General features: G+C 48.0%; 23 protein-coding genes and 1 riboswitch. Of the genes, 18 read left to right on the top strand and 5 right to left on the bottom strand.

The window, feature by feature from the left end; all coding sequences use genetic code 11:
• Positions 1-23 precede the first annotated feature (23 nt).
• From comER to asnB, 3 genes are all read right to left on the bottom strand, one after another.
• The gene (gene comER / locus EL268_RS19790) at positions 24-857 is read right to left on the bottom strand and encodes a late competence protein ComER (protein ID WP_106656660.1); all 834 of its coding nucleotides are present in this window, start codon (positions 855-857) and stop codon (positions 24-26) included.
• Between the two features lie 74 nt (positions 858-931).
• Positions 932-1,636: a ComEA family DNA-binding protein gene (locus EL268_RS19785; RefSeq protein WP_106656659.1), complete on the bottom strand. Its 705-nt coding sequence runs from the start codon at positions 1,634-1,636 to the stop codon at positions 932-934.
• A 118-nt stretch (positions 1,637-1,754) separates the two neighbouring features.
• On the bottom strand, positions 1,755-3,680 hold the full coding sequence (asnB, locus tag EL268_RS19780; RefSeq protein WP_106656658.1) for an asparagine synthase (glutamine-hydrolyzing): 1,926 nt from the start codon (positions 3,678-3,680) through the stop codon (positions 1,755-1,757).
• 204 nt (positions 3,681-3,884) lie between these two features.
• Here asnB and EL268_RS19775 point away from each other — a divergent pair, with 204 nt between their 5' ends.
• From EL268_RS19775 to holA, 5 genes are all read left to right on the top strand, one after another.
• Entirely contained in the window at positions 3,885-6,296 is a 2,412-nt protein-coding gene (locus tag EL268_RS19775; protein WP_106656657.1) for a DNA internalization-related competence protein ComEC/Rec2, read from the top strand.
• Between the two features lie 53 nt (positions 6,297-6,349).
• Complete coding sequence (locus EL268_RS19770) at positions 6,350-6,895, top strand: RNA polymerase sigma factor (protein WP_012685711.1); 546 nt, start codon at positions 6,350-6,352, stop codon at positions 6,893-6,895.
• Positions 6,895-7,281, top strand: a complete 387-nt coding sequence (locus tag EL268_RS33440) for an anti-sigma factor (RefSeq protein WP_232029948.1) — start codon at positions 6,895-6,897, stop codon at positions 7,279-7,281. The genes EL268_RS19770 and EL268_RS33440 overlap by 1 nt, the downstream gene beginning before the upstream one ends.
• Positions 7,282-7,292: 11 nt before the next feature.
• Positions 7,293-7,691: a hypothetical protein gene (locus EL268_RS33435; RefSeq protein WP_232029945.1), complete on the top strand. Its 399-nt coding sequence runs from the start codon at positions 7,293-7,295 to the stop codon at positions 7,689-7,691.
• 241 nt (positions 7,692-7,932) lie between these two features.
• Positions 7,933-8,970, top strand: coding sequence for a DNA polymerase III subunit delta (gene holA / locus EL268_RS19760; protein WP_106656656.1), 1,038 nt, complete (start codon positions 7,933-7,935; stop codon positions 8,968-8,970).
• Positions 8,971-9,035: 65 nt separating this feature from the next.
• On the opposite strand, the gene rpsT is transcribed toward holA, so the two are convergent.
• The gene (gene rpsT, locus EL268_RS19755; protein ID WP_005833151.1) at positions 9,036-9,311 is read right to left on the bottom strand and encodes a 30S ribosomal protein S20; all 276 of its coding nucleotides are present in this window, start codon (positions 9,309-9,311) and stop codon (positions 9,036-9,038) included.
• A gap of 178 nt (positions 9,312-9,489) precedes the next feature.
• Here rpsT and gpr point away from each other — a divergent pair, with 178 nt between their 5' ends.
• The 8 genes from gpr to EL268_RS19715 all read left to right on the top strand — a co-directional run bounded on the left by gpr (position 9,490) and on the right by EL268_RS19715 (position 18,296).
• Positions 9,490-10,590, top strand: a complete 1,101-nt coding sequence (gpr, locus tag EL268_RS19750; RefSeq protein WP_106656655.1) for a GPR endopeptidase — start codon at positions 9,490-9,492, stop codon at positions 10,588-10,590.
• Positions 10,591-10,730: 140 nt separating this feature from the next.
• A complete protein-coding gene (spoIIP, locus tag EL268_RS19745; protein ID WP_106656654.1) occupies positions 10,731-11,909 on the top strand; it encodes a stage II sporulation protein P in 1,179 nt (392 codons plus the stop codon).
• Positions 11,910-11,914: 5 nt separating this feature from the next.
• Positions 11,915-12,223 (top strand): YqxA family protein, encoded by a 309-nt coding sequence (locus EL268_RS19740; RefSeq protein WP_007727739.1) that lies wholly within the window; start codon positions 11,915-11,917, stop codon positions 12,221-12,223.
• A gap of 305 nt (positions 12,224-12,528) precedes the next feature.
• Entirely contained in the window at positions 12,529-13,497 is a 969-nt protein-coding gene (locus tag EL268_RS19735) for an ABC transporter ATP-binding protein (RefSeq protein ID WP_106656653.1), read from the top strand.
• An 18-nt stretch (positions 13,498-13,515) separates the two neighbouring features.
• A complete protein-coding gene (locus tag EL268_RS19730) occupies positions 13,516-14,487 on the top strand; it encodes an ABC transporter ATP-binding protein (RefSeq protein WP_048032248.1) in 972 nt (323 codons plus the stop codon).
• 128 nt (positions 14,488-14,615) lie between these two features.
• Positions 14,616-16,271, top strand: coding sequence for an ABC transporter substrate-binding protein (locus EL268_RS19725; protein ID WP_106656652.1), 1,656 nt, complete (start codon positions 14,616-14,618; stop codon positions 16,269-16,271).
• A 92-nt stretch (positions 16,272-16,363) separates the two neighbouring features.
• Positions 16,364-17,374 carry an ABC transporter permease gene (locus EL268_RS19720; RefSeq protein WP_106656651.1) on the top strand — a complete coding sequence of 337 codons (1,011 nt, stop codon included), beginning with the start codon at positions 16,364-16,366 and terminating at the stop codon, positions 17,372-17,374.
• Between the two features lie 16 nt (positions 17,375-17,390).
• Entirely contained in the window at positions 17,391-18,296 is a 906-nt protein-coding gene (locus tag EL268_RS19715; RefSeq protein ID WP_106656650.1) for an ABC transporter permease, read from the top strand.
• A 57-nt stretch (positions 18,297-18,353) separates the two neighbouring features.
• Here EL268_RS19715 and EL268_RS19710 read toward each other — a convergent pair whose 3' ends face one another.
• The gene (locus tag EL268_RS19710; RefSeq protein WP_106656775.1) at positions 18,354-19,124 is read right to left on the bottom strand and encodes an alpha/beta fold hydrolase; all 771 of its coding nucleotides are present in this window, start codon (positions 19,122-19,124) and stop codon (positions 18,354-18,356) included.
• Between the two features lie 124 nt (positions 19,125-19,248).
• Between EL268_RS19710 and EL268_RS19705 the strand changes: the two genes are divergently transcribed.
• The 5 genes from EL268_RS19705 to EL268_RS19685 all read left to right on the top strand — a co-directional run bounded on the left by EL268_RS19705 (position 19,249) and on the right by EL268_RS19685 (position 24,859).
• Positions 19,249-20,340, top strand: coding sequence for a M24 family metallopeptidase (locus EL268_RS19705; protein ID WP_232030577.1), 1,092 nt, complete (start codon positions 19,249-19,251; stop codon positions 20,338-20,340).
• Between the two features lie 16 nt (positions 20,341-20,356).
• A riboswitch (cobalamin riboswitch) is annotated at positions 20,357-20,556 on the top strand.
• A gap of 170 nt (positions 20,557-20,726) precedes the next feature.
• Complete coding sequence (locus EL268_RS19700; protein ID WP_106656649.1) at positions 20,727-21,746, top strand: ABC transporter substrate-binding protein; 1,020 nt, start codon at positions 20,727-20,729, stop codon at positions 21,744-21,746.
• Between the two features lie 24 nt (positions 21,747-21,770).
• Entirely contained in the window at positions 21,771-22,829 is a 1,059-nt protein-coding gene (locus EL268_RS19695) for a FecCD family ABC transporter permease (RefSeq protein ID WP_164724497.1), read from the top strand.
• Entirely contained in the window at positions 22,826-23,638 is an 813-nt protein-coding gene (locus EL268_RS19690) for a heme ABC transporter ATP-binding protein (RefSeq protein ID WP_106656648.1), read from the top strand. The genes EL268_RS19695 and EL268_RS19690 overlap by 4 nt, the downstream gene beginning before the upstream one ends.
• A 207-nt stretch (positions 23,639-23,845) precedes the next feature.
• The gene (locus EL268_RS19685; protein ID WP_106656647.1) at positions 23,846-24,859 is read left to right on the top strand and encodes a methyltransferase domain-containing protein; all 1,014 of its coding nucleotides are present in this window, start codon (positions 23,846-23,848) and stop codon (positions 24,857-24,859) included.
• Positions 24,860-24,899: the final 40 nt, after the last annotated feature.

Genomic DNA, 24,899 nt, shown 5'->3' with positions numbered 1-24,899 from the left:
AAATATCGTTTCTTCGTTTTGCGCTAATGCGGTTGATTGCTCAAATTTCGTGCAACCAGTTCTTGATCCTCGGCAAACTTCGCTTGTGTGCGGCGAAATACTTGGGCGAAAAGACCGGGAATTCCGTCTTGCAAAGGAATCAGTCCTTCCCCAGTAATTCCTCCGGGCACGCAGACCCTCTTTTGCAGAGTAGGGAGGGTGAATGCTTCTTCGCGTAAAAGATCTGCCATTCCAATTAGCATTTGCGTGGTCATGTAAGTAGCAGCTTCTGCGGAAATGCCAGTTTCTTCAACGGCTTCTTGAATCATTTGCTGCAAAATATAGCTGAGAAACGCTGGCCCGCAACTGACAATGTCAGAAGTAATTCGTAAAAAAGGCTCCGAAATCTCAATAGGGGAGCTAATGTGGGCAAACAGACTCCGTATAAATTGACGTTGTTCCTCTTGGATACGTGATCCAAACTCACATAAACTGACACCACTCTTTACTGCATTTGTTATAGAAGGAACGACTCTGGCAACTGCACATGGAACTTGAGACTCCAGATCCGCAAGCTTGATCGGACTGGTGATCGTAATCAATAGGTGATCTGGCGTTAAGGCAGGAGCAATTTGTTCCAGCATCACGCTATATTCCAGTGGCTTGACGCACAGCACGATCGTTGTGGCTTCTTTGACCAATTGGGCATTGCTGTGCGCGACAATGAGCCCGGGATGTTTTTCTGCCAGTTGCTGCGCCTTCGCAGGGGTTCTGTTGCTGATAAAGACATGACCAGGAGTCAGCGCCTTGGCTGACAGTAAAGATTCAATCAAGATACTGCCCATGCTGCCCGTACCAATGAACCCAATTCTATTCATGGGCATACCTCCCTCCGATATTCTTTTCCCATTCTATGTAGGAGTGCCTATGATCATGACCGGATGCTGAGTACTCATTGTACCGCCAGCCGATCCTTTATCCGTGCAAACATCTTCTCGCCAATTCCCTCAATCTGTTTCAGGTCATCCGCTGAACGAAATGGCCCTTGTTTTGACCGGTAATCCACGATTGCCTTGGCACGAGCTTCTCCAATCCCGGGAAGGCTCATGAGCTCTTCGACAGTTGCCGTGTTGATATTAATGGTTGTGGAGGCACCAGTGGTGGACACGCGGGCGGAAGACTGTACAAGGCCAATGGATGTGGAGACTGGCGCGGCTGCCCCTTTAGCCGGGATGACAAGAGCAGCTCCATCTGTGAGCGGCTCTGCCAAATTGATTTGGACGAGGTCGGCATCAGGCAGTGCACCACCTGCTTTTTCGATGGCATTTGCGACACGCGTACCTGGTTCGAATTGGTATAATCCAGGATTTTTCACTTGCCCTTTCACATCGACATAGAGAGGAGAGGGGGGTGGTTCCTTATCCTTATCTTTTTCCAGTGTCGCTTTTAGAGGCTTGGCAGGTTGAGCAGCTGCTGAATCATCTGTCCGTTCTTTTGTTTGCAGATTCGATGCTGCATAAGCAGGAGAACGCAACGGTAGTTCGTCAGTCTTATGCGATTGGTCGCGTTGATAGAGCCAATAGCTACAACCGACAAACAGCACAGCCGCAGTCAGCAAGATGAAACGACGATAACGCTCCCACCATTCCAGCACCATAACAAAAACCCTCCCGTCCTTCACATAGCGATACGTTCATAGAGAGAACTTGTTCTCTATCAACGATGCTACGAAAAGTAAGAGAGGGTCTGCAAATCTATTTATGGTGTTTTCGCTGTTAGCCGATATGCTGCAGCGTATTTTTTTTGCGGCGAAGGTCTACATTCGGGCTGACATAAGGCTCAAAATTGTGCTTTTGCTCAATGAAGATTTGATGCCACAGCATGAAGACCAGGATCGTCCAGATTTTGCGACTGTAATCCGCATTGCCTTCGCGGTGTTCATCGAGCATGTACAGAACATAGGCCTTATTGATCAAATTATCCACCTTGGATTCGAAAATGATCTCTTTTGCCCATTTGTAAAATTCGTTTTTGAGCCAATGACGAGTCGGAACAGGGAAGCCGAGCTTCTTTCTCATTTGGATCTCAGGTGGCAAGAAGTCTTTCATCGCTTCACGGAGCACGTGCTTGGTGGTGCCGTTGGCAATTTTGTACTTCGTTGGAATGGTAGCGGCGAATTCAAATACCTTCAGATCAATGAAAGGCACACGCAGCTCCAAAGAATTGGCCATCGTCATCTTGTCGGCCTTCATCAAAATGTTGCCTCTGAGCCAAGTGTGAATGTCCAAGTATTGCATCTTGGTCACATCGTCATATTCGGAAGCGCGTTTGTAAATCTCTTCAGTAATGGTGAAAGGAGATACATACGCTTCCGAACGGGTAATATCTTCCATCACGACACGCTTTTTCATTTCTTCGCTGAAAATCAGCGCGTTTCCGAAGAAGCGTTGCTCAACCGTTTTCGATCCGCGGATGAGGAAGTTTTTCCCTTTTACCTGATCGGGGAGGCGTTCTGCCATGTATCCGATGGATTGGCGCATCCAGCCAGGCATTCCGGAAAACATTTTGAGAGAATGAGGCTCTCTGTAAATATTGTATCCGCCAAAAAATTCATCTGCACCTTCACCGGACAATACGACGGTTACGTGTTCACTCGCCATCTGTGCTACGAAATAGAGCAGGATGGCAGAAGGGTCCGCTACCGGTTCGTCCTGATGCCAGATGAGCCGTGGCAATTCATCCATGTACTGCTTGGCGTTTATCACGCGCTCGAAATGCTCCGATCCCAAATACCCGGCAGTTCGCTTCGCATAATCGAGTTCGCTGTAACCCGGAATATCCGAACCGACAGAAAAAGATTTGACTGGCTCGAATGTACGCAGCATCCCAACGATACTGCTAGAGTCAACGCCACTAGACAAGAAGGCTCCACGAGAGACTTCACTAATCCGGTGTTTGTCGACAGATTCAAGCATGACACTGCGCGTACCCTCAACAAAATAAGAGAACGGCTTGCTTTCATCGGGCTTAAATTCTACATCCCAGTACCTTTCCAGCTTGATCTGGTCGTTTTCAATCACGAACGAGTGTGCAGGCGGTATACGGTAAATGCCAGCAAACATCGTTTCAGGATCCGGTACATATTGGAATGTCAAATAGTGATAAAAAGCGGTTGGATTCACTTCACGCTTGAATCCTGGCAGCTCCAGCAAGCTTTTAATCTCGCTGGCAACCCCGATCGAATCATTCGTCTCGACATAGTAGAGAGGCTTGATTCCAAAATGGTCGCGTGCCCCAAACATACGTTTTTTACGGGAGTCGTAGATCGTAAAGCCAAACATCCCGCGCAAATGCTTGGGTGCATCTGTTCCTACCTCTTCATAAAGGTGGAGGATGGTTTCAATATCAGAATCGGTATGGAAAACGTGACCGATGTCCTTTAACCATTGCTGTAACTCTTTGTAATTGTAGATTTCACCGTTACCAATAATCCAGATGTCACGTGTTTCGTTAAACAGCGGTTGATGTCCGCCTTCCACGTCAATGATGCTTAAACGACGAAAGCCCAGGGCGATGTTGTCTTCAAGGTGAAAACCATCGTCATCTGGACCACGGTGCAGGATGACACCCGTCATTGCACTAATCGCTTCTTGTTGAACAGGCTTTTGCCGCTTGTTATAGAGTGATACGATTCCGCACATAAGAAATGACTCTTCCTCTCACTGGATTGCTCCTGCTAACTCTATCATGTATCGACCATCAGCGCAATCTCTTATGAGTGCCAGTGATTGACCTGCAAAACGCTGATTCTACAAGGGAATTAGCCTTTCTTCTTTTCTATTTTTGTCCCCATTCAGTTAGATATACTCCCTTAGGAGTCTGTGAATCGTTCGACAAAACGGTTCATGAAAGAACAGGACGGGGGGATTGCAGTGTCAGTATGGATAGCAAGCCTAGCGATGATGATCGGCCTCATTCTGTCCGCCTATTTGCATCCTGCTTGGCTGCTTTTGGCTGCAGGCGTATCATGGGCACTCGTTGCATGTATCCCGTTACCATACCGCAAATACGTTGCATGCTACTCACTGATTTCTATTCTAGCAGGTCTCTTTTTTTATGGGTACGAGAATCTCCACAGCTCTGAAGTGAAACCATTGGCAGAAAGGGAGCAGAGGGTCTGGATAGAAGGTGTCATTGATTCACCCGTTAGACGGGACGGCGATGTAGCACGATTTTTTGTCACGATCACATCATGGGGTGAAAATCAGCGTGATCAGAAAGAGCATCGGTCTCTCGAAAAAATCGCGCTTCGTGTTAAACTTGCTTCTTTCCAGGAAGCATCACAAATAGAGAAGTGGAGGCGTGGCAGTGTTATTGTGGCTCCGATCCGACTATCCTTGCCAGTTACTGCGCGCAATCCTCATGCCTTCGACTACGCCAGTTATTTGTATTGGCAAGGTGTCCATGTCACAGGGGAAACAAGCTATCAAGCGGTTGATATGACACCTGTTTTTTCGGTGACGGCGAGCTTTCAAGAATGGCAGGACTCGGGTGCCAAGCGAATTGAAACATTATTTACAGATCCAGAGACAGCGGGGTACATGAAGTCGTTGCTGCTTGGCCTTGGACAAGAGGTGAACCCTGAGCTTGCGGCGATGTATTCGAATTTGGGCTTAAGTCATATCCTCGCGATTTCCGGTTTGCATGTGACATTGGTCAGCTCCATGTTTATGTGGTGTTTGGAACGGATTGGAATCAGACGCAGACTGGCATTTGCCGTAACGATTTTGTTCTTGTTCGGGTATGTGCTTTTGGTGGGAGCCAGCGCGTCCGCAATCCGATCTGGATTGATGGGGAGTGTGGGGCTTCTCTGTCAGGTATTTGGAAAGAGGTTGGACGGCAAGGACGTCTGGGCAGGCGCACTCATTCTGATGCTGGTGGTAAATCCGTATCAGCTGTGGCATGTCGGTTTTCAGCTTTCCTTTGCGGTCACACTTGGTCTGATTATTTTTGTGCCATACAGTTTGCATGTGTTTGTTCGGGTACCCGTCTGGATTCGTACACTTGTGGCGGTTACTTTGTCAGCCCAGCTCGTTTCTTTTCCGTTTCTCATCTACCATTTTCATTTGTTTTCACCTGTGTCTTGGCTGGTCAATTTGGTAGTGACACCGATTCTCTCGGCTATAGCGCTACCGTTCGGGTATATCGCAGTAGTTCTCGACTTTGTCCATCCGTTTTTGGCCGTGATCCCTGTTTGGGTATCGACGGCTATGCTGAAATGGATTCATCTCCCGCTGTTTGCTATTGAAAAAATAAGGCTCCCCTTCACCTATTGGCCGCATCCTTCTTGGTGGTGGCTTGTTTTGTATACCTGCTTTTTAGGTGTCCTGCCCATTTCATGGAAGTTGGGCTATCATCGAAAGCGTGATATAATGCTTTCTTTCGTTATATTTCTCTTGTTCATTGTCGCGGCCAGACAGCCCTTTTCTGGAGTCGAAGAAGTGCGAATTACCTTCCTTGATGTCGGACAAGGGGATTCCATCGTTGTCGAAATTGGTGATCAGAAGGTATACTTAATGGATGCGGGTGGGACAATGCGGTTCCCAGCTGCTGAACCATGGATGGAAAAACGTGACCCTTTTGAGGTGGGGAAAGATGTCGTTCTGCCGTTTCTGATGGCCAGAGGAATCGAGAAAATCGACCGTGTCGTCATGACGCATGGCGATTTGGATCACATCGGGGGTTTAAAAGCGCTTGTTCCTCATTTTTCTTTTGGCGAGGTATTGGTGAATGGAACAGCACCTTCCAAATTGGAGAGCGAGATTGTCCAGCTTTTCCAACAAGAAGGAGTTCCGATTTTAACCGGGATCCCGGGGCAATCATGGTCAGATGGGCCGGGAATCGAGTGGAAGTGGCTGCACCCGGGTGGATCGGGTGAATCGACCTTCTCAGGAAATGATGCATCCGTAGTACTTCAGCTGACTGCTTTCAACAAGACTGTATTGTTTACGGGTGACATTGAAAAGGATGGGGAAAGTCTGCTTGTTCAAAACGGTTTGACTTCTGTGGATGTTTTGAAAGTAGCCCATCATGGCAGCAATACCTCGAGTACCGAAGAGCTCCTTGCAGTCACAGCACCAAAAGTTGCTGTCATCTCTGCCGGGGTGAAAAATCGGTACGGGCATCCATCGTCCGAAGTACTGCATCGCTTAAAAAAATCGGGTTCCGCCGTGTACAGGACTGATGCTCATGGAGCGATTACGCTGGTGATTACACCTGCGGGATTATATTGGCAGGCCCAAATATTGGATACATAATCTGTTTGCAACTTTTTCAATGAGCGAACCGTCTGTAGGGGGGAGAAGTGAATATGCATGAAGCAGAGTTGATCAGGATGGCGCAATCCGGGGATCATGACGCGCTAGTCGAACTGCTTCGATCTATTGAGACCTCCGTTTACCGAAGCGCTTATTATATTCTAGGGAACGAACAAGACGCGCTTGATGCCTCCCAGGAAGTCCTCATTCGAATTTATCGAAAGTTGGACACCTATCAGGAAAAAGCAAAGTTCTCTACCTGGGTACAACGCATTGTCAGCAACGTCTGTATGGATAAATTTCGCGCGAAGAAGGAAACGGTCTCAATTGACGAGCACGAGTTGATCATTCCTGATCGTAACAACGTAGAAGAAGAAATCCTTCTCACCGGGCTGTCGAATGACATCCAGGAAGCCATCGGAAGATTGCCAAAGCAATACCGGATGGTTGTAGTACTCCGCTATCTAGAGGATTTGTCCTATCAAGAAATAGCGGAGGCACTAGATTTGCCGCTTAACACGGTAAAGTCGTATTTATTTCGGGCTAGGCAACAGTTACAGGAGCTGTTGTACGACTACCAGAAAGGGGGGATCGGTTGATGACCAACGAAGAGATTTTTGAACTCATGCAGCGGGATCTGGATGGAGATCTGTTGGAGTCAGAGCAGCAATTGCTCCATCGTTTGATTCAGAAAGATGCTGATCTGCAGCTTATGTACAACCGTTTGAAAGATGTGTCACAACAGTTAGAACATCTGCCCCCTGTCGTACCTCCGTTCAGCATCGTAGATTCGATCCTGCCCAAGCTGGAATCAGCCGCTGCAAAGCCTGCTGCGGTGAAATCTACGGTGAACGAGGAAATCCTGCCCACTCTGGAAGTTAAGCGCGAGACGTCTTCGCTGCCAGCTTATTGGTTGGCATGCTGTTTTCTAGTGGTGATGGTAAGAAGCAAGAAGTCGATTCGTTCCAGAACGGAACGGACATGACACCAGCGGTCGTGGAACAACCCAAAACTCTTGGGCCAGAAGATCCTACTCCTCCAAGCAATAATCCAATCCCATCGAATTCAAAAGAGGAAGAGGACAAGACAAAAAAGTCTGCTGGAACAACTACTCATACCAAGAGTAAAAAGCCACCAGCAAAGAACGTTCAAAAGAAAACACCGCCTCCGAAGAAAACGAATCCGACGCCACCACCACAAAAGAAACCTGCACCTCCAACGCCAGTAATTACCGATGATAAGCCACCGGTATGGCCGATCGGACTGGAAGAGAATCCGGACAGAGAAGACAAAGAACCTGCTAATGACGATAAGGACGACGGCGGGGACAAGCAAGAGGAGAAAGACAAGGGAAAAAATAAAGAGAAGAAAAAAGATAAAGATGATAATGACTAACTTTTTTCCACGTATGGACCGGCACCGCTTGCGGGGATTTTGCGTATAGTACATTATCAAGCACCCCCTGCTTACCGTTTGGGGAGGAGGAATCCCGGGGCTTTTCCCTAAACGTTTACATAGAGGTGCCAACGGATGAAAAAACCGCTACCGATTCACTGGTGGCGGTTTTTTTTCGCTTTGTTCTGATCAACATGTGCTATAATAACGCAGGTAAGAAGAAGGAAAGGGGAGAAGACGTATGCCACTCCTATCGGCTATTCGCGAAATAAGGCAAAAACAATTCTCGCCGATCTACGTCTTATACGGTCCGGAGTCTTTTCTGGCCGAAGATTTTTTGGCGTTGTCTCGAAAAGAAATGATTGATCCAGAATTTATGGATTTGAATATGAGTGTGTATGATTGTACCGAAACAGGATTGAGTGAAATCCTGCAGGATGCGGAAACCTTGCCGTTTATGGGTGAGCATCGATTGGTGATTGCCAGACAAGCCTACTTTTTAACAGGAAGCAAACCTTCGACTAAGGTAGAAAGCGACCCAGATGCTCTGCTCGATTATTTGCAAAATCCGCCTCCCTACACCACACTTATCCTACATACAGAAGCTGACAAGCTCGATGAACGAAAAAAGCTGGTCAAAACGCTGCAGCAAAAAGCGAAAGTGATCCCTTTTCCGTTGCTAAAAGACGGAGATTTGTACGGCTGGGTAGAGCGGCAAGCGGGTAAATACGAGGCGAAAATCGATCGTCAGCAAGCCATGAAGCTGGTGGAGCGTGTGGGAGCCGAGCTGCGTCTTCTGGACAAGGAAATCGAAAAGATGGCTCTGTTTGTCGGGGTGGGTGAAAGCATCACGGACGATGTCATAGAGCAGCTAGGAGCACGTACGCTGGAGCAGGATGTGTTCGCGCTGATTGAACAGGTCGCTTCGGGGAGATTGGACAGGGCACTCAGGATGATGTACGACTGCATGAAAACAGGAGAGGAGCCGATCAAGCTGCTGGCTCTCTTGGCGAGGCAGTTCCGCATGCTGTTGCATGTCAAGCAATTGGCTCCGCGTGGTTATTCACAGCAACAGATGGCAGGCATGATTAAAATGCATCCTTACGCGGTGAAAAAAGCCATGGAGCAAGCGCGTCATTTTTCCGAAGAGTCGTTGAAAAAGCTGTTGGGCATTCTGGCGGAAGAAGATTTTCGAATGAAGTCAGGGCAAGTGGACAAGCGTCTCGCCCTCGAATTATTTATTGCACGTGCACATGACGAACGAACAAAACGGTCGTGACGTTTTTCACAGTAAAAAAAACCCCTAGAACAAGATGTTCACGGGGTTTTTTTGCGCTTGGTCTCTTACGCTACAGGAGCGCTCAGAACGTTAAGCTTTTTCATCAAACGAGACTTTTGACGGTTTGCTGCGTTTTTATGAATGAGACCTTTCGAAGCGGCCTTGTCCAGCTTTTTCACAGCCACCAGAAGAGTAGATTTCGCCAATGCTACATCGGAAGCAGCGACAGCTTTCTCAAAGCTCTTGATGGAAGTGCGCAGATCAGACTTTTGAGAAGCACGGTGTGCGCGACGCTTTTCGATTGTTTTGGTGCGTTTAATCGCGGATTTAATGTTTGGCATGTGTGTCACCTCCTTAATACGACCATAGACATACAGTCATACAACAAAGTAATTCTAGCATGGGGCGAACCCATTTGCAAGAAAGGATTCGGAATAAAAATGAAGGATTCAAGCAAGCTAGTAGCAGGAACAAAATGGTTAGTACTTTTTTCACTTCGGATCAAAGGAGCTGATAAACATGGCACATAACATTGATTTGTCGGGTTATTCCATTCGAACGGATCTTGCCTTGGAGGCCCACGAGCTTGCCCAGCAGCAAAACCAGAGCAGTATTGAGGGCATTTGGCTGCAAGCTGACGACAGCGAGCCCAATGTGAAAGTAACGAGATTGCATGTGGAAACAGAGGAAGCGGGGAAGGAAATCGGCAAGCTCCCGGGGCATTACCTGACGATTGAAGTACCTAAGCTGCGGGATAATGATACATCGATCGAGGAGCAGGTGGCCAAGCGATTCTCCGTCGAATTTGCGATGTTTCTCAAGCAGCTGGGAATCACCGAGGACAAAAAGGCTCTGGTCGTTGGTCTCGGCAACTGGAATGTCACCCCGGATGCGCTGGGACCGATGGTTGTGGAAAATTTGCTGATTACACGTCATCTGTACACACTGGCGCCTGAAACCGTCGGAGAAGGGTATCGGGAAGTCAGTGCGCTATCACCGGGTGTTCTAGGGATTACAGGCATAGAAACGAGTGAGATCATATTTGGTGTCGTGGAAAAAAGCAAACCCGATTTTGTCATCTGTATCGATGCTCTTGCGTCCCGCGCTCTTCACCGGGTCAACACGACGATTCAAATATCGGATACAGGGATTCATCCCGGATCAGGGGTTGGCAACAAGCGCAAAGCGATTGATCAGGCGACACTTGGTGTGCCTGTGATTGCGATAGGAGTGCCTACGGTCGTTTTTGCCTCCACGATTGTAAACGATGCGATTACGTACTTGCTGGGGCATTTTGGACAATCGATGGTGGAGAGCAAGCGGGCGTTTAACAAACTGGCATTGAGTACGTTGCCAGAGCGTAAGGAACCGTATACGGAAGAGGATTTGCCTGACCTGGAATCCCGCAAGACATTTATGGGATTGGTAGGTTCACTGCCGGAAGAAGAGAAACGGCAATTGATTCATGAAGTCCTCCGACCGCTGGGACAGGATCTCGTCGTCACTCCAAAAGAAGTGGACGATTTTATTGAAGGTGTGGCGAATGTGATTGCAACAGGTCTGAATCGCGCCTTGCACAGTGCGGTGAATGAAGAAAATAGCGGCTCGTATACCCACTAAGTCGTGAAAAGCTAGAGTGAGAGAGAAAAGCTAGAAAAGGGTTCTATCGTCTCTATGAGCCTCATAAGCTAAAGCATAGACAAGCGCGAGGGGAAGTTCTCCCAACGTGCAACCATGCTACAGCTAGAGGAGTGAGACAGATGGCGACCCTCATTCAACGCCAATTCGTTGTTCTTTCCTTTATAACCGCCTTCCTGTTTGTCATGACAGGGGTATTTTCGCTAGGCGGAAACCGAATCGCAATTTCTTCCTCCGCTATACAACAGGCCGCTTCTCATATTTCCAGTCTGGCAATTTTGGGGTGGATGGGGCAGGAAATTCCGGTTTTGTCCGAAACGGTGCAAGCACAGGCTGATGATCGCACGAATAGCGTAACGGGTTTTCTCTTTCGCTTGGCAACCAATATACAGCCGGGAGACTTGCGCAGCTTGCTGGGCAGGGAGCTTCCGGGAATGGTAACGACAGAGGATGCCAGGTTCGTCGTGCAGGGAAAAGGAGCTTCTCTCGCAGATTTTTATGTGGAGTATCCCGCCCATCCGAGACAGGTAGCGGATCAATCGCAAGTAGTTCCAATCGTAGAACCAAAGCCGGAGGATACCACGAAGTCAGGCGAAACGAAGCCAACTCCTGTGCCTAATTCAATCACGAACGGCAAAAAAATCGTGTACGTCTACAACTCGCACAATCGGGAATCGTGGTTTAGTGAGACGAAGCCAGTGGGAACCTCCGTTGATCATCCTACGAGAAATATATCGTTAATCAGCAAGCATTTAGCAGAAGCGTTGAATGACAGAGGAATTGGTTCAGATGTGAGTAACGACGACATCTATCAGCAGCTGTTGAACAAAAAAATGCATTACTCCTTCTCCTACGCGGAATCTTTGCAAGTGGTCAAAGCGGCAACGGAGAAAAATAAGGAACTGTACTACTTTTTCGATCTGCATCGAGACACAGCGCCACGAGAGCGTACGACGGTCACGATCAAAGGAAAAACGTATGGAAGAGTATTATTCGTCATCGGAAAAAGAAACAAAAGCTACGAGAAAAATGAAGCATTTGCGACGGAACTTCATGAGTTGATGGAAAAAATGTACCCAGAGCTTTCGCGTGGCGTGATGGAAAAAGGCGCAAAAACGGATCATGGCGAGTATAATCAGTCCCTCTCCCCGGGAAGTCTGTTAATAGAAATAGGTGGTACGGAAAACAGCGTGCAGGAAAGCATGAATACAGCAGAAGCATTGGCTGATGTTTTCACAGCCTATTATCAGCAAGCTGAAAAAGTAGGCAAAACAGTTTCTGACGAGCCTGCAAAGAGGTGACGGGCATGAACGTGACGATGAAGCTGACTGGACTGTTAATCATCTTGCTGGTCGGGGTAGTTTTGGGATTGCAAACGGCTGAGCGTGGAATATCCAAGGTGAGTGGAGTGCCTGAGGGGCAGGCGCAAACCTTTTCCATCAAAAAAGTGGACCAAGGGCAAGTAGAGATCGCGGTAATGGGCAAGCAGGTTCAGACTGCCAACCCGAAGGAAATGGTCAACTACGTCAGTCGGATCGGTTTGACTTTGGGGGGAAGCATTAAAAGTGGGGCGCAGAGTTTTGTCGATTGGGTAGGGAGTTTTTTTGAACCGTGAAAAATGGTTTACGCGCAAAAAGAAGGGGTGCAGAAAGCCCCAGTGACAAAAGACCCGTACAGGCGGGTCTTTTGCATGCGACCACAGATCCTTCATTCGATATGCGTAGACAGTGCAAGTGAGGCTACATCAACAATGAAAGGGCTATCATAAAATGAATTTTAAAACACGAGTTGAATATTCTGTTTAGTCAGTAAAGGTATAATAGTTAGAATTTATTGTGTTGCGAAAAAATTGAATAAATGTCATAATGTCTACTGACAGGTCTAATTTGGAAGTATATATCGGTGAGAGAGGTGAGCCACGTGTCACATCCTGTCCTACAAATCGAAAACCTGCAAACGCACTTTTTCACGGACCGCGGCCAAATCCCTGCCGTTGATGGCGTGACGATCACGGTACAAAAAGGAGAAGTAGTCGGTATCGTAGGCGAATCCGGCTGCGGAAAGAGCGTTACCTCCCTTTCCGTTATGAAGCTTGTACCCAATCCCCCAGGGAGAATCGTGGGAGGCTCGATTAAATTCAAGGGGGAGGACCTCGTATCTGTTGACGAAAAGCGTATGAGAGACATCCGCGGGAATGAAATTGCGATGATCTTTCAGGAGCCGATGACGTCTTTAAATCCGGTGTTTACGATTGGAGACCAGATAGGAGAATCAGTCCGATTACATACGAAGGCGAGCAAAAAGGACGCAAGAGCACGTGCTATTGAGATGTTGAAAAAAGTCGGAATTCCTCGAGCGGAAGCGATCGTCGATGAATACCCGCACCAGCTTTCCGGGGGTATGCGGCAGCGTGTCATGATTGCGATGGCAATGGCTTGCAATCCAGCGCTTTTGATTGCAGACGAGCCTACCACTGCGCTCGACGTGACGATTCAAGCGCAGATTTTGGACCTGATGCGTCAACTCAACCGGGAAGCAGACACAGCCATTCTCCTCATTACCCACGATCTTGGGGTCGTTGCGGAAATGTGTCATCGCGTTGTGGTGATGTACGCGGGCAACGTGATCGAACAAGGCGATGTCCGTACGATCTTAAAAAGTCCGAAGCATCCTTATACGATCGGCTTGTTGAATTCGCTGCCGAAGCTGGAAGGATCACAGGAGCGTCTCTATTCGATTCCAGGCAACGTCCCGATCCCGGGTTCGCTTACTGTCGGATGCCGTTTTGCACCCAGATGCGATAAAGTATCAGACCGATGCCGCAATGAGATGCCAGAATTAAAAATGGTAGGGGACAATCATCTTTCCCGCTGCTGGCTGACCGAATAACCCGAGAGGAGCATGCAGGTGGCAGAAGATCTTCTGATCGTAAAAAACTTGAAAAAATACTACCCAATCACAGGCGGTGTTCTTGGAGGGGAAGTAGGTGTAGTAAAGGCGGTAGATGATGTATCGTTTACCGTTAAGAGTGGAGAAACTTTGGGGCTGGTAGGTGAGAGCGGCTGTGGAAAGTCTACGACGGGACGTTCCTTGCTGCGACTGATTGAACCGACCTCCGGTGAAATCAACTTTGACGGGACAGATGTCATGTCGCTTTCTACTGATGCAATGAGAAAGATGAGACGTGACATGCAAATTGTCTTTCAGGACCCGTTTGCTTCGCTCAACCCTAGACATAATATTGAGAAAATTTTGGAAGAGCCTTTGATTGTACATGGTTTGGGTTCTTCGGCAGAGCGAAAAAAGCGCGTGCAGGAAATGCTGGAGATCGTTGGTCTGAGCAGCTATCACGCGAGCCGCTATCCGCATCAATTCAGCGGAGGACAAAGGCAGCGGATCGGCATTGCGAGAGCACTGATGCTCAAGCCCAAATTGATCGTTGCAGATGAGCCTGTATCTGCACTGGACGTGTCCATTCAGTCGCAGGTGCTCAATCTCATGCAGGATTTGCAGCGCGAATTCGGCCTTACATACTTGTTCATTGCCCACGATTTAAGTGTAGTGCGTCACATCAGTGATCGGGTAGGCGTGATGTACCTTGGCAGAATTGTCGAGCTGACGACGAGTAGCCAACTGTATTCCAATCCGCTCCATCCGTATACAAAAGCACTACTGTCGGCGGTACCTTCGCCAGACCCTGATGCGGTACGAGAAAGAGTTATTCTCCAGGGAGATGTGCCGAGCCCTGCAAAACCTCCAAGTGGCTGTACATTCCATACGAGGTGTCCCCATGTGACAGAGGAGTGTCGTACTGTGCGACCAGAATTTGCGGACACAGGCGACGGTCACTTTGTTGCTTGTCACTTATACAAGTCCTAATCGACAAAAGGGAGTCTGCCTGCCGAATAGGAAGTTTTGTAAAGGGGGGATGCAAAGCAGGAGGTATTGATCGACCATCTACCAAAAAGGAACATGCGACCATTATTTGGAAAAAGGGGGATGTTTTCATGAAAAAGAGAGTTCTCTCCGCAACCATGACCAGCCTAGTGGCGCTGGCCATGCTGATTGCTGGATGCTCTAGCACTCCTACAACACAAGCGCCGGCAGAACAACCAAAGACAGAAACTCCGGCACCTGCAGCTGAGCCTGCAAAAACTGGACCGAAGCAATTAATCATCGGTCGCGGTGCAGACACAAAAGGGCTTGACCCAATCACGCAAACAGATGGTGAGACATTCAAAGTAACAGAGAACATTATGGATACATTGATTGGCTTCGCGGATGGCTCAACAGAGCTCGCTCCATCGTTGGCTGACAAGTGGGAAGTATCTCCTGATGGTCTTGTTTATACGCTGACACTTAAATCTGGTGTGAAGTTCCACGACGGTACTGATTTCAATGCTGAAGCGGTCAAATACAACTTTGAGCGCTGGAGCGACAAGAGCCATCCACAGCATTCGCCAGAGGGCTTCGAGTACTACGTGAGTCAATTTGGTGGTTACAAGGGTGACGCGACCCACGTTATCAAATCCGTGGAAGCAGTCGATCCAACGACTGTAAAATTCACACTGACTCGTCCACTCGCTCCATTCCTTGCTAACCTGGCCATGTCTCCTTTTGCAATCGGTTCGCCTGAAGCATTGAAAAAGGATGTCAAAAAGTTCAATGAGCACCCAATTGGTACAGGACCATTCAAATTCGTTGAGTGGAAGCGCAACGACACCATCACTCTCGAGAAAAACCCTGATTACTGGAACAAAGGGTTCCCGAAATTGGATAAATTGGTATTCAAGGTCATTCCAGAAAATACGGCGCGTCTGACTGCTTTGGCATCAGGTGAGATCGATTTGATGGATGGTCTGAACACAGATGATATCCCAGCAGTAAAAGACAACAAAGACCTGCAACTATTCCTCCGTCCTACCAATAACATTGGTTACATTGGCTTTAACGTAGAGAAGAAGCCACTCGACAATCCAAAAGTTCGTGAAGCCATTGCTTATGCCATTAACAAACCTGAAATCGTAACGGCCTTCTTCGATGGTGTTGGAGAACCAGCAGTCAACCCAATGCCAAAGACCATGTGGGGACATAACAACGATATTAAAGATCGTGAGTTCAACCTCGATAAAGCAAAACAATTGCTTGCAGAAGCAGGACATCCAAACGGTTTCAAAATCAAGTTCTGGGCAATGCCAGTACCGCGTCCATACATGCCTGAAGGTGTGAAGATTGCAGAGGCAATCCAGCAAGACCTGAAGAAAATCGGGGTAGATGCTGAGATCGTGACGATGGAATGGGCAACGTATTTGGAAAAGACCCGCTTGGGTGAGCAAGAAATGTTCATGCTTGGTTGGACAGGTGACAATGGCGACCCTGACAACTTCTTGGCTGTCTTGCTCGACAAAAACAGCATCGGCAGCAACAACTATACACGCTGGGCAAACGAAGAAGCACATCAATTGATGATGAAAGCACAATCCACTCCAGACCAAGCAGAGCGCGATAAACTGTACAAACAAGTACAGGAGATCATCTTCAAAGACGTGCCAATGGTTCCGCTGGCACACTCTACACCAGCATTGGCAGGAAAAGCGAATATCGTAGACTACAACCCGCATCCAAAAGGGTCTGAAAGTTTGGAAAAGGTAGATTTCAAGTAAGTTGATTCATAAGTAAAGGGTAAGAGGAGTGCATACCTCTTCTTACCCTCCTTTCATTATTTAGCGATTATTTTATGCAGGAAGGCGAGGAGATGGCATTGCTAGCTTACAGCATTCGAAGAATTTTAATGCTCATTCCTGTCTTAGTGGGCATGTCAATCATCGTTTTTTCCATTATTCGTGCCATCCCTGGTGATCCGGCTTTAACGATTTTGGGAGAAAAGGCGACACCACAAGCGATTGCAGACATACGAGAGGCATTGGGTTTGAATAATCCGTGGTACATACAGTATTTCGATTATATGAAAAATATTTTGAGCGGAAATCTTGGGGAATCATTGCAAACGAATGCGCCGATTTCAGATGAAATCATGCCTTATTTGGCGGCGACGACTGAACTTACAATTGTGAGCATGCTGATTGCAGTGTTTATCGGTGTAAATGCAGGGATTCTTTCTGCGTGGAAGCAAAACTCCTGGTTTGACTACTGTGCGATGTTGATCGCTTTGGTTGGTGTATCCATGCCGATTTTTTGGCTAGGTTTGATGGAGCAATGGGTGTTTGCCCAAGAACTGAAATGGCTGCCATCAGTTGGTCGTGACAATTCGCGTAATCCCGTAGAGGCCATTACGTACTTTTATATACTGGATACGATGATCGCCGGTCGTTGGGATCAGCTATGGGAAGTCATCAAGCATTTGATCCTGCCAGGCATCGCGTTAGGTACGATCCCGATGGCGATCATAGCACGCATCACTCGTTCGAGTATGCTGGAAGTCATGCGTGCAGACTATGTTAGAACCGCTCGTGCAAAAGGGCTGACACAGTTTTGGGTCGTGTACAAGCATGCGCTGAAAAATGCGATGATCCCTGTCTTGACGGTAATTGGTTTGCAAACAGGGTTGCTGCTGGGTGGAGCAGTTTTGACAGAGACGATCTTCGGATGGCCAGGTGTCGGTCGTTATATTGTGACCGCCATTGGAAACCGTGACTATCCGGTTATCCAATCCGGTATCCTTGTGATCGCGACGATTTTCGTCCTGATCAATCTCTTGGTCGACCTTCTGTACGCCTATATTGATCCGCGCATCAAATATCGCTAAGGAGGGACGAAGAGACATGGCACAACCACAATTACAACCACAAGATCAGGTAGTACCTTTAAAAGTGAAGCAAGAAGAAGTAGTCTCTCCTTGGAAGGATGCATGGAGGACGCTACGAAAAAACAAGCTGGCGCTGGTGGGCTTCGGGATTATTTTGTTTTTCATTGTTGTGGCGGTACTAGCTCCATGGATTGCTCCGTATCCGTACGACGAAGGCAAACTCGTGATGAAAAACAAGCCACCTTCTGAAGAGCATTGGTTTGGAACAGATTACAATGGTCGCGATGTGTTTAGTCGCGTTATTTATGGGGCACAAATCTCTTTGTGGGTAGGGACGTTCTCTGTTATTGGCTCTGTTCTCGCAGGGACCTTGCTCGGTCTTTTGGCAGGATATTATGGCAGATGGATCGATACGATCATTTCGCGTCTCTTTGATATTATGCTTGCCTTTCCAAGCATTCTTCTGGCGATTGCCGTTGTTGCCATCTTGGGGCCTTCCTTGCAAAACGCTTTGATTGCGATTGCGATTATTAACATTCCGACATTTGGTCGCTTGGTACGCGCACGCGTTTTGAGCTTGAAGGAAGAAGAGTTCGTCATGGCCGCACGGGCAATCGGGATGAAAAATTCCCGAATTATCATGCAGCATATTTTGCCGAACAGCCTCGCACCAATCATTGTGACCGGGACGATGGGAATCGCTACAGCGATTATCGAGGCAGCTGCACTTGGCTTTCTCGGACTGGGAGCACAAGCGCCAGAACCGGAATGGGGAAAAATGCTCGCTGATTCACGTCAGTACATTCAGAAAGCACCATGGACTGTTATTTTTCCGGGGCTCTCTATCATGCTGACAGTTCTCGGCTTTAACTTGATTGGGGACGGCTTGCGCGATGCACTCGACCCACGGATGAAGAGCTAATTAAATTGCAAAAAGACAGAAGGGGATGGAGGTGTCCGTCCTTCTGTCTTTTCTTATTTATCCTTCTTCCATGAAGGTACGGCACAACTGATTGAAAGTGGGGGCAGCTTTTGAGATGACTTGATGCTTCACGTTTGGGATCATCTCGAGTTTTGCTTTTGGCAATTTCATAGTAAGCATCTGCGCATAATGGTGCATCCGTTGATCTTGTTTCCCATAGGCAAGTAAAATTGGAACCTGGATGTTACTCAGACGCGTCGTACATTGATAACGATGACCGGCAGCGTAAAGGTATTTCAGGCTGGTCGGATCTGTTTTGGAGGCGTGCGCCGTCCATTTTTCCCGCATTTCTGGGTCAGTGACATGAGAGGAAGCAATCGAACGGGCAAGAAGAGGGACTCCGCGAAGCATCGACAATGCCTGTGCCATCCAAAATCGTCCATGTAAATACAGGTCATTCACTTCGGAAAAACCACTCACGAGTATACCGCCTTGTGCATGATCAGGATATCGAAGACAATATTCAAGAGCGATAGAAGCACCTTGGGAGTACCCCAAAATAAAAGGACGCTCAATGCCGAGTGACGGGATCAGCTTATGGAGCCGTTCTGTCAATTCTCCAATGGTATATGGCTTCTCCATCGGGGAACTGTCGCCATGTCCAGGCAAATCAGGGATAATAAGCTGATACTTATCCGTGAGTGTTTGCTGATAAACAAAATTGACAGAGCCGATACATGGCGCATGGATACACAATAACGGTGTGCCTTTTCCCGATATGTGAAAAGCAAACTGCTTTCCATCCTGATGGACGAGTATTTGTTCCATTTTCTTTTTCACCCCACCTTTAGCTTGTCCGATACGAAGTAGATTTTTCAATTGAACTCTTCTTTTTTTGATGGGGAAGTGGTATTCTCGCAATAGAATAATTGGTGAAAGCAGGGTGAAGAAGTTGTTTCAAGAGCGCATTTCAAAGCTCCACACGTTTTTGACAGAGCAAGAGCTGAACGCGGTGTTGATTACCTCTCCCAAGCACGTTTACTATTTGACCGGATTTTTTACAGACCCGCATGAACGTTTTATGGGTCTCGTTATTCCTGCTGAGGGCAAACCTTCCTTAATTGTACCTGCTCTTGATCGTGAGGCAGCGGCTGAGGCTTCATTCGTTCAAGATATCCATACACATACGGATATCCAAAACCCGTATGAAATTCTCAAGCAAGTGTTGCCAGCGAACTTATCGAAGCTCGGCATTGAGAAAAGTCATATGACTGTCGAGCGCTATGAAGCACTTAGACAAGTTGTTCTGGCGTCGAGCTATGTGGACGTGGAAGAGCCGCTGCGTGAAATGCGATTGATCAAATCTGCGGATGAAGTGGATCGCTTGAAGCACGCTGTTCAGTTGGTCGAGGATTCCTTGCGGGAGACCCTGAAAAAAGTCAAGACAGGCATGACCGAGACAGAAATCGTAGCTGAGCTGGAATTCCAGATGAAGCGCTTGGGTGCGGAAGGTCCATCGTTTACGTCCATGGTATTGGCAGGGGAGAAGTCGGCACTGCCACACGGGAAACCAGGAACGCGCCAGGTACAAGAAGGCGACTTGCTTTTGTTTGATATCGGGGTAGCAGCGAATGGATATGTATCCGATATTACCCGCACCTTTGCTGTAGGCGAGATCAGTGCCCAGCTACAAGAAATTTATGAGACGGTATTGGCTGCCAACGAAGCGGCAATTGCTGAGATTCGTCCGGGTGTGACCTTTGCGCATTTGGATAAAACTGCTCGCGATGTCATCACCGCAAAAGGCTACGGAGAATACTTCATGCATCGTCTTGGGCATGGACTTGGGATGGATGTACATGAATATCCGTCTGTTCACAGCCAGAACCAAGAAGTGCTTCGTCCAGGGATGGTCTTTACGATCGAGCCAGGCATCTATCTGCCGGGTGTAGGCGGCGTGCGGATTGAAGACGATGTATTGGTTACGGAAACGGGCGTTGAAATACTCACGCAGTTCCCAAAAAAACTGACTTCTATCAACTAATGAATAAATCGTAAAAATTGAATACGTATCGAATGGTGCTGGACGGCATATGCTGTCAGCTTAAAAGGGAAGTCCGGTGAGAAACCGGCGCGGTCCCGCCACTGTAACGAGGAGCGCCTAGCGAATAGCCACTGTTTTTTGCGAGACAAAAAATGGGAAGGTAGCTGGGCGTGCTGATTCGTAAGCCAGGAGACCTGCCATGCGATCATATACAATCGACCCACGAGGATGGGGCAGATGTGGAAGTAGTCTATGAAAGGTGCCTTTGTGCCTGCTTATAGCTATATCTACGTTTGTCATGCACCTCCCGATTGAAATGGGGGGTGCTTTTTTTGTGGAGGATTTGGGTTCAACCCATCATTTCCATACAGAAAAGGGGATTATAGATGTTTCAGGCAAACAAATCACATACAGTAAGGAAAGGACTAGCTTTCGGTATCATGACAGCTGCTATGCTTTTGGTTTCGGCATGCGGCTCCACGACGACAACACAGGCTCCAGCCAAAACAAACCAAGCAGCTGCACCAGCAACAGAGAGCAAGCCTGTAACACTAACCAATAATGGCATCGAAATGACCTATCCAACAGCACCTGAGCGTGCCGTGACTTTGAACCAACACGTCACCGAAATCATGCTGGCACTGGGACTGGCTGATAAAATGGTCGGAACCGCTTACCTCGACGATGAAATTCTTCCAGAGTTAAAAGCAGATTACGACAAGGTTCCGGTACTGTCTGACAAGTATCCTACGAAAGAAGTGCTGCTGGCAGCGAACCCAGACTTCGTGTACGCCGGATGGAAAAGCGGATTCGGCGAAAAGGGTGTAGGATCGATGCAGGATTTGGAAAAGATTGGTATCAAATCGTATTTGCAAGCCTCTTCTAGTATGCCTGGCCCGACAATTGACGATGTATTTGCAGACATTACAAATATTGGTCGCATTTTCCGTGTGGAAGACAAAGCCAATGATTTGATCAATAAAATGAAGAGCGAAATGGATCGAACGATTAGCCAAATTGGCAAGGTGGACGAGCCGCTTAAAGTGTTCGTGTACGACAACGGGGAAGATAAGCCATTCACAGCAGCCAACAACTACATGACGTCCTTAATCAAGACTGCTGGCGGTAAAAACATTTTTGATGACATTCAAAAGGGCTGGGCAGAGGTCAGCTGGGAACAAGTAGTGAGTCGCAATCCAGACGTGATTATCATCGTAGACTACGGTGATAGAACCGTCGAGCAAAAACGCAATTTCCTTTTGACCAAAAAAGAACTGGCGGATATCCCGGCGATTAAAAATCAACGACTAATGGTATTGCCATTGTCTGCGGCTTCTGAAGGTGTTCGAGCACCGATTGCGCTAAAAATTTTGGCAGAAGGGCTCTACCCGGATAAATTCAAATAGAGTACACCCCTTTTAAGGGAGGGAATGGCACTGCAACAGATTAAGTTACCTTATATCATCATTACTCTACTGGTCGGACTTTTCCTCTCGATTACGTTCGCAGTTACCTTGGGCTCAGTGGAGATTAAGCCGACAACAGTATGGAAAATCGCCTTATCGAAAATTCCGATGTTTACCCAATGGATTGAGGTGGATTGGTCCAAAGGAGAGCAAACGATTATTTGGGATATTCGCTTTCCGCGTGTGCTCTTAGGGGCGATCGTCGGTGCAGGTCTGTCTGTCGTGGGGGTAGCGATCCAGTCATTGGTTCGCAACTCCTTGGCTGACCCCTACGTGTTAGGCGTATCATCCGGTGCTTCGGTTGGAGCTACCTCGGTGATTATATTCGGAGCATTCAGCATGTACGGGCAGTATGCACTATCCTTAGGCGCTTTTACAGGCTCTCTTGTGTCGATCATTCTCATTTTTACGCTATCCCGTATCGGAGGACAAAACTCGACGGTACGCCTGCTCATGGCCGGAATCGCGATATCTGCGATCTTGTCAGCGATTACCAGTCTCCTAGTTTTTTCAGCGCCGGATGAGCATGGAATTGGTACGGTCCTGTTTTGGTTAAGTGGAAGTCTGGCTGGCGGGAAATGGGAGTACCTGACGATCCCTACATTGATTGTCATCATCTGTCTCATCGTCTTGATGGCCCAATACCGCTCGCTCAATGCGATGCTGATGGGCGAGGAGTCAGCGGGGACATTGGGGGTGAATACGGTACAATTCCGCAAGCTTCTCCTGGTGATCACGGCACTGCTCACGGGGGTGATTGTGTCCATTGCGGGATCAATTGGTTTTGTCGGATTAATGATGCCCCATATCGTTCGTGTGATGGTCGGATCAGATCACAGACGTGTCCTGCCTGTCAGTGCTTTGTTTGGCGCGATATTTCTAATCTGGGTTGATGTAGTCGCCAGGCTCGCATTTGCGCCGGAAGAACTGCCGATTGGTATTTTGACAGCGCTGTGTGGAGGTCCATTCTTTATCTGGTTGATGTTGCGGAGTTCTTATTCCTTTGGAGGTAGCGGACGATGAATTTACTGGTTGAGAATATATCGGTCGAACTGGAGAAAAAGGGAATTCTGCGCAACGTAAATCTGGAGGTGCGCTCCGGAGAGTTTGTGGGACTGATTGGGCCGAATGGCAGTGGGAAGTCCACATTGCTAAAGAGCATTTATCGCGTACTGAAGCCGCGTTCTGGATGGATCTCGCTCGATGGCGACGATGTATACAAGCTAACCTCACGCCAAAATGCTCAGCGAATGGCCGCAGTACGGCAGGAGTCCTCTGTTGAATTCGATTTTTCGGTAACCGAAATCGTGAATATGGGACGTGCCCCGCACAAACGGCTATTTCAGTCCGATAACGCAGAAGACGTTCGGATTTGCGAAGAGGCACTACAGCGGGTAGGGATGCATACATATGCCGATCGCAGCTTTTTCAGTTTATCGGGCGGGGAGAAGCAGCGGGTGCTGATTGCCAGAGCTTTGGTACAGCAAGCCCAGTTCCTTGTCCTTGATGAACCGACGAATCATCTGGATGTTCGATACCAGTTGCAAGTAATGGATCTGGTCAAAACGCTGGGAATTACGGTTTTGTCCTCGTTGCATGATCTCAATATCGCTGCGATGTACTGTGATCGTCTGTACGTGATCTGCGAGGGAGAAATCGTTACATCAGGGACTCCGGAAGAAGTCTTGACTCCCAAACTTATTCGGGATGTTTTCGGGGTAGAGACAGAAGTGACGACGCATCCCGTTACAGGCAAAAAACATGTGTATTTCTACTCGGAAGCGATCCGTGTGAAGCCATCTAACCAGAAGATAATCAGTGGAGTCAACTGATAGGGGGCAAGTTGAGATTCTTTGATTTTCATTGGAAGGATGCCTAGGCGGCGTCCTTTTTTGTTAAGCCGACGGCACATGGATTGGATTTCAAATCATTTTTATCATACATTTGGCGAGTGTTTTGGCCAGTATCCGAGTCCTATCAAGCTCCCTCTCTTGCATTCTGGGGGAAGCAAGCAATCTTCAGGAGGTATCTAAAGCATTATGACTGTCTATAGTTGCAGAATATGCAAATTCCGTTACGACGAGTGGCTAGGTGATACAAAAAATGGCGTCCCGCCCGGGGTGCCTTTTCCGCATTTGGCAGGCTCTGTGTGTACCGATTGTGGGATGAACGAGGAAGGACGGCACTTGCCGCTTCCTGAAACGAAGTACACAAACGTAGAAGCTACGTATTACGATCAGTTTGCCGGGAAGGCCAGCATCGCTTTTTATCGAAACTGGTTGTTGCAGGAAGCGGAGCAATCACCAATCTCCGTGCTGGAGCTGGGTGTTGGAACAGGGAGAATTGCCATTGAGCTGGCACGGAATGGCTTGTCCGTCTGCGGAGTAGATTGGAGCCCGGATATGCTGGAGATGGCCACCAAAAAGAAACGGCGCATGTTAAAAGGGAAAGAAGAACTGCTGGAGCTGGTCGAACAAAATATGTGGGAGATGGAGCTTGATCGGCAATTTACGCATGTGCTTCTTCCGGAAGGGATTTTTCAGCAGGCCACCTGTAGAGACAAGCAACGTCAATTGCTCTCGGTCATTCACGATTACATAATGGAGGGCGGAACATTGGCAATTGACTTGCTTTTGCCTCCAGTAAAAAATCAATGGACAACGATGCAACGCAAATTCGTTTTCCCGGACCGAATGGTGTATCAAAAGGTGGAGGGGGAAACCTCGCTCTTGGATCAAAAGTTCCGTTACACGCTCACTTATGAGACTTTTCTTGATCAGATCGAGCAGCCAAGGTATCGCGTAGAGCGTGAGATGGCGTTGCTTTTGCCTACAGAGCTTGAGCTGTTATTGGAAGGATCAGGCTTTCACGTCACCTATAGCAAAGAGAATGTATACCACAAGCAAGACTTCGAGCCAAGTCAAGCGGACGAGGGCTATGATATGGATCGTTGGCAGCATGGTGGGTATCCATTCGCTGAGCCTGTCGGGATACCCGGTGGAGCTACTCGTTGGACGATTTTGGCGAAAAAAATTTCTTCCCCCACTTTGTAACAAAACGTCTGCTGCTGCATCTAACCATTATGATTGCGAG

Origin of the sequence: Brevibacillus brevis, assembly GCF_900637055.1 — a bacterium.
Lineage (GTDB): Bacteria > Bacillota > Bacilli > Brevibacillales > Brevibacillaceae > Brevibacillus > Brevibacillus brevis.
This window is presented reverse-complemented; position numbering and strand designations above follow the sequence as displayed.